Source organism: Salinibacterium sp. (assembly GCF_031364185.1).
In the GTDB taxonomy this organism is placed as follows: Bacteria; Actinomycetota; Actinomycetes; order Actinomycetales; family Microbacteriaceae; genus Rhodoglobus.
Genome location: NZ_JANLVV010000194.1, coordinates 1 through 5,604 on the forward strand (window position 1 = coordinate 1; position 5,604 = coordinate 5,604).

A 5,604-nucleotide genomic window follows, 5' to 3' on the forward strand; every position below is an offset into this window, starting at 1 on the left:
TGGCTGGCCTTCAACCAGCGGGTGCTGGAGCTTGCCGAAGACTCAGCCCTGCCACTGCTGGAACGCGCGAACTTCCTGGCCATCTTCGCCAGCAATCTTGACGAGTTCTTCATGGTGCGCGTCGCCGGCCTCAAACGCCGCATCCTGACCGGATTGGCGGTGCCGACCAACGTCGGCCGCACGCCCGTCGAGGTTCTCGACATGGTCATCGCCAGGGCGCACGAGCTGCAGGAGCGCCACGCGTTGGCCTTCCGCGCCATCGTGAAACCCGAGCTCGACGCGGCCGACATCCACATCGAGACCTGGGCCGACCTCGGCGAGGCTGACCGCATCCGCACCCGCGAAATCTTCTCCACACAGATCTTCCCCGTGCTGATGCCGCTGGCGGTCGACCCGGCGCATCCGTTTCCCTATATTTCTGGGCTGTCGCTGAACCTGTCGATCCGGGTGCGCAGCCCCAAGACGGGCAAAGAGGAGTTTGCGCGCCTCAAGGTGCCGCAAAATCTGCCGCGCTTCGTGCAGCTTCCGGATGATAAGAGCGGCCTGTTGAGGTTCATCCCGCTCGAAGATCTCATCTCGAACCACCTCGGAGACCTTTTCCCCGGAATGGAAATCCTCGAGCATCACGAGTTCCGGGTGACCCGCAACGAAGACGTCGAAGTCGACGAGGACGAGACGGAGAACCTACTCAAGGCGCTCGAGAAACAGATCCTGAACCGACGCTTCGGTCCTCCCATCCGGCTCGAGATCACCGATGACATGGACGACCTGACCCTCGGACTGCTGATGAGCGAGCTCGACATCACCGAGCAGGAGGTCTACCGGCTTCCGGCTCCGCTCGACCTCGGCGGGTTGTTCCAGCTCACCAAGATCGACGCGCCGAAACTCAAGTACCCCCGCCACGTGCCGACCACGAGCGTGGCGCTGCTGACGAGCGAGCCGAACGCCTCGCCGGACATTTTCTCGTCGATTGCCAAACAGGACATCTTGCTTCATCACCCCTACGAGTCGTTTTCGACCAGCGTTCAGGCATTCCTGGAGCAGGCCGCGACTGACCCGAACGTGCTCGCCATCAAGCAGACCCTGTACCGCACGAGCGGCGACAGCCCGATCGTCGAGGCGCTCATCGCGGCCGCTGAGGCGGGCAAGGCCGTGCTGGCGCTGGTGGAGATCAAGGCACGCTTCGACGAAACGGCAAACATCAACTGGGCGCGCAAGCTTGAGAAAGCGGGCGTGCACGTGGTCTACGGCCTGGTCGGCCTGAAAACCCACTGCAAACTCGCGCTCGTCGTGCGCCAGGAGCACGGTGTGCTGCGCACCTACAGCCACATCGGCACCGGCAACTACAACCCCAAAACGAGCCGGATCTATGAGGATCTCGGTTTGCTCACCGCCAGCGCCACCGTCGGTAAAGACCTGACCCGGCTCTTCAACGAATTATCCGGATACGCCATCGAGAAGAAGTTCAAAAGGCTGCTCGTGGCCCCGCTGCACCTGCGGAAGGGGCTGCTCAAGAGCATCCAGGTCGAGACCCAGAATGCTCGGGCGGGGCGTGAGTCCGGCATCCGGATCAAACTCAACTCGATCGTCGATGAGGCGATCATCGATGCGCTCTACCGCGCCAGCAATGCCGGTGTTCCCGTCGATCTGGTCGTACGCGGCATCTGCTCCATCAGGCCGGGGGTGCCAGGGCTGAGCGAGAACATCACCGTACGCTCGGTACTGGGGCGCTACCTCGAGCATGCCCGCATCTTCTCGTTCACCAATAACGGCGACCCACAGGTCTTCATCGGCAGCGCAGACATGATGCACCGCAACCTCGACCGCCGGGTGGAGGCTCTCGTGCGCATCACCCGGTCAGACCACCTCGCCGAACTCGACCAGCTATTTACTCTCGCGTTATCCGACGAGACGGCGTCGTGGTGGTTGGAGGCTGACGGCGCATGGACGCGGCATCACCTCGCGCCCGATGGCAGCCGCCTCGCCGACATGCAGGACGTTCTGATCAAGCAGGTCTCCCAGCGCAGACGCGGCGGAAACCGGTGATCGCGGCGCTGCCACCCGTCCTCGCGGCGGGCGCTGTCTGCTGGCGCCTCGTGGATGGCAAGGCCAGGGTGCTGGTCGTGTACCGGGCCAGCCACACAGATTTCTCGCTACCGAAAGGCAAGGTCGACCCCGGCGAGACGCTGCCCGAGACGGCGGTGCGCGAGATCCGGGAGGAGACCGGTCTTGGCGTGACACTAGGGCCGCCGCTCGGAACTGTCGACTACCCGCTGCCGGGCGGTCGGGAGAAAGTCGTGCACTACTGGTCGGCCGAGGTTGACGACCACGCACTGGAGCTGTCGAAATTCATCTCCAATGACGAGATCGCGGCTCTCGAATGGATGCCCGTGGCGAGGGCCCGCAAGAAACTGACCTACCCCCACGACCTCGATGTGCTTGATCGCTTTGAGGCGCTGCTGGAGTCGGACAGCGCCCGCACCTTCGCGATCATCGCCGTGCGCCACGGCACGGCCGTGCCGCCGTCGACCTGGGATGGCCCGGATTCCACGAGGCCGCTGATGCATCGCGGTAGCGACCAGGCGGTCGGCATCGCCAGGGGCATCGCCGCGTTCGCGCCCGAGAAGATCATCAGCAGCACGGCGGCGCGGTGCCTCGCGACGGTCGCGCCACTGGCCGCGCTGACCGGACTCGAGGTCAAGGCGAGCGAGGGGATTAGCCAGGATAGCTTCGAGAGCGGCGTCGCCGACCTGCCCAGGGTGGTGTCGCGCCGCCTGAAGAAGCGAGTAACGACGGTGCTGTGCAGCCACGGGCCCGTGCTTCCCCGGCTGATCTCGCAGTTCGCCATCCAGGCCGGAACCGGGATGGATGACGCGCTTCGCGCGGCCTCGTCACTCGACACGGGCGAGTTCACGATCCTGCACTTTTCCCGCACGAATCCGAGCGCGGGGATTGTCGCGGTCGAAACTCACACTCCAGCCTGACGAGCGCGTGTTTGGTAAGCGCGTGTTTGTTAAGCATTAACCTCCCGTTCACCTCAGGTGTCGAACGTGGTCAACGGCCGTGCATAAGGTTTTCCCTTGGGTCGCACCGGCCCACACCCTGTAATCCCAGCGAAATATCCTGAAAGGGACACAACCTTGAACTCTGTACTCACCCGGTACAAGCGCCTCACCACCATCGGCGCCGTCGCAATCGCAGGCACCATCCTTCTTTCATCGTGCGCCGCAAACGAATCCAGCGCGCCGACAGACCCCACCGCAACAGCGAGTACCCTCGCCGGCACGATCGATGGCGCCGGCTCCTCGGCGCAGGGTTCGGCACAGGAGGCGTGGATCGCCAAGTTCCAGACCGCGAACCCCGACGTCACCATCAACTACGACCCTTCCGGTTCGGGTGCGGGCCGCGAGGCGTTCCTCTCCGGCGGCGTCAGCTTTGCCGGCACCGACTCATCCCTCAAGCCAGAAGAGATCGCCGCCGGCTTCAAGGCGTGCGCGCCTGACACCGGCTACATCCAGGTGCCCAACTACATCTCCCCGATCGCCGTGATCTTCAACGTCGAGGGGGTCGACAAGCTCAACCTCGATGCTGCGACTCTCGCCGGCATCTTCAAGGGCACTATCACGACCTGGAACGACCCGGCCATCGCGGCGCTGAACGCCGATGCGAAGCTACCGTCGGCTCCGATCACCGCCGTGCACCGCTCGGACGATTCGGGTACCACGAAGAACTTCACGGATTACCTCAACAAGGTCGCCCCGGAGGTCTGGGATGCTCCCGCCGCTGACCCGTTCCCCTACCAGACCGGTGAGGCGGCACAGGGCACCTCCGGTGTCGTCGATGCCGTCACCAACGGCACCAACACCATCGGCTATGCAGACGCGTCGAAGGCCGGCAAGCTCGGCGTCGCGGCCATCAAGGTCGGCGATAAATTCGTCAACTACAGCCCGGAGGCAGCGGCAGCGGTTGTTGACTCCTCTCCCGCCGGTGACACCGCCAGTGCCACCGACCTCGTGATCAAGCTCGACCGCAAGACGACAGACCCGACACACTACCCGCTCGTCCTGGTGAGCTACATCGTTACCTGCACCGAGTTCGCTGACGCCAAGGTGGCCCCGGCCGTCAAGGCGTACGTGCAGTACATGACCAGCGAGGAGGGTCAGGCCGAAGCAGCCGCTTCTGCCGGCGCCGCCCCGCTGTCGACCGAACTGTCGGCCAAGATCGCGACCGCGCTCGAGAGCATCAAGTAACACCTCTGTAAGACCTGTCGGGCTGGGGCACACGTGCGGATTGCACCTGATGCCCCAGCCCGACAGACTTGAGCAGCACCCGCATCGCCCCCACGCCCCGCACGGTCTCGCAGGAAGACAGGAATGACGACAGCCTCGCCGCGTAAGCCGGGATCAACGCTCCGCCCCGCAGACCGAATCTTCGCCGGCAGCACCATCGTCGCCGGCAGCCTCATCCTCGCCGCCCTCGCCTCAGTCGCTGTCTTTCTGATCGCCGAGAGCATCCCGGCCCTGGTGGCCGACCCGGCCGAACTCAAAGGTGCCCCCTCCAGCTTCTGGGCCTATGTCGGGCCGCTCGCGTTCGGCACCGTCTGGGCCGCCGTGCTCGCCCTCCTGATGGCCCTGCCGATCTCCATCGGAATCGCGCTCTTCATCTCGCACTACGCCCCCCGCCGCATCGCGCAGGGCCTCGGCTACATCATCGATCTGCTGGCCGCTGTGCCGTCAGTAGTCTTCGGCCTCTGGGGCATCAAAGTGCTCGCCCCGGCCGTCACTCCCCTGTACGGCTGGCTGGTCGAAAACCTCGGCTGGCTTCCTTTTTTTGCGGGGGATGTCTCGGGCACGGGCCGCACCATCCTGACCGTCGCCATCGTGCTGGCCGTCATGATCATCCCGATCATCACGGCGGTGACGCGTGAAGTCTTCCTACAGACACCCCGACTGCACGAGGAGGCTGCGCTCGCGCTCGGCGCCACCCGCTGGGAGATGATCCAGATGGCGGTGATCCCGTTCGGTCGCCCCGGCATGATCTCGGCCGCAATGCTCGGCCTCGGCCGCGCCCTCGGCGAGACGATGGTGGTGGCGATGGTGCTCTCGCCCGCGCTGGTCATCAGTTTCGTGCTCACCGGTTCGCAAAATCCTTCCACCATCGCTGGCAACATCGCACTTAACTTCCCCGAAGCCAATGGCGTCAACGTCAACGCCCTCATCGCGACGGGTATGGTGCTGTTCGTCATCACCCTCGTCATCAACTCGATCGCCCGCGTCGTCATCAACCGCCGTAAGGCATTCTCGGGAGCAAACTGATGACCACCGTGACCGAGACCACCGGCATCGTCAACTCGTTGACGGCCGGGCGCCTGCCCCGGTGGGCAACGTGGGTGATCCTCGGCGCAAGCTGGGCGACTATGATCATCGTCTTCGCACTGGTCGCGGCGAGTTCCGGCGCCGAACTCAACATCGGCGCGGCGCTGTTCCTCGGAACAATCCTGTTCATTGTGCTCATCTTCGTCTTCGCACTACTGGTGGAGGGCATCCGGCAGGCCAAAGACCGGCTCGTGACCGCGCTGGTGATCAGTGCGTTCATGATCGCGCT

General features: G+C 64.4%; 4 protein-coding genes and 1 pseudogene. All 5 read left to right on the forward strand.

Annotated features, from left to right (window positions below; genetic code table 11):
• Positions 1–2,046, forward strand: a 2,046-nt coding sequence (locus tag RMN95_RS08345; RefSeq protein ID WP_309616472.1) for an RNA degradosome polyphosphate kinase, incomplete at its 5' end; no start/stop codon positions are given.
• Positions 2,043–2,984, forward strand: coding sequence for an NUDIX domain-containing protein (locus tag RMN95_RS08350; RefSeq protein ID WP_309616473.1), 942 nt, complete (start codon positions 2,043–2,045; stop codon positions 2,982–2,984). The genes RMN95_RS08345 and RMN95_RS08350, both read left to right, overlap by 4 nt.
• A 156-nt stretch (positions 2,985–3,140) precedes the next feature.
• Positions 3,141–4,250 carry a phosphate ABC transporter substrate-binding protein PstS gene (gene pstS / locus RMN95_RS08355; RefSeq protein ID WP_309616474.1) on the forward strand — a complete coding sequence of 370 codons (1,110 nt, stop codon included), beginning with the start codon at positions 3,141–3,143 and terminating at the stop codon, positions 4,248–4,250.
• Positions 4,251–4,373: 123 nt separating this feature from the next.
• Complete coding sequence (gene pstC / locus RMN95_RS08360; protein ID WP_309616475.1) at positions 4,374–5,315, forward strand: phosphate ABC transporter permease subunit PstC; 942 nt, start codon at positions 4,374–4,376, stop codon at positions 5,313–5,315.
• Positions 5,315–5,604 (forward strand): annotated as a pseudogene (locus RMN95_RS08365) (phosphate ABC transporter, permease protein PstA); the annotation flags it as partial. The gene pstC and the pseudogene RMN95_RS08365, both read left to right, overlap by 1 nt.

Excerpts from the sequence above, each read along its gene's own strand:
- pstC (WP_309616475.1), top strand. The coding sequence starts at position 4,374 with ATGACGACAGCCTCGCCGCGTAAGCCGGGATCAACGCTCCGCCCCGCA.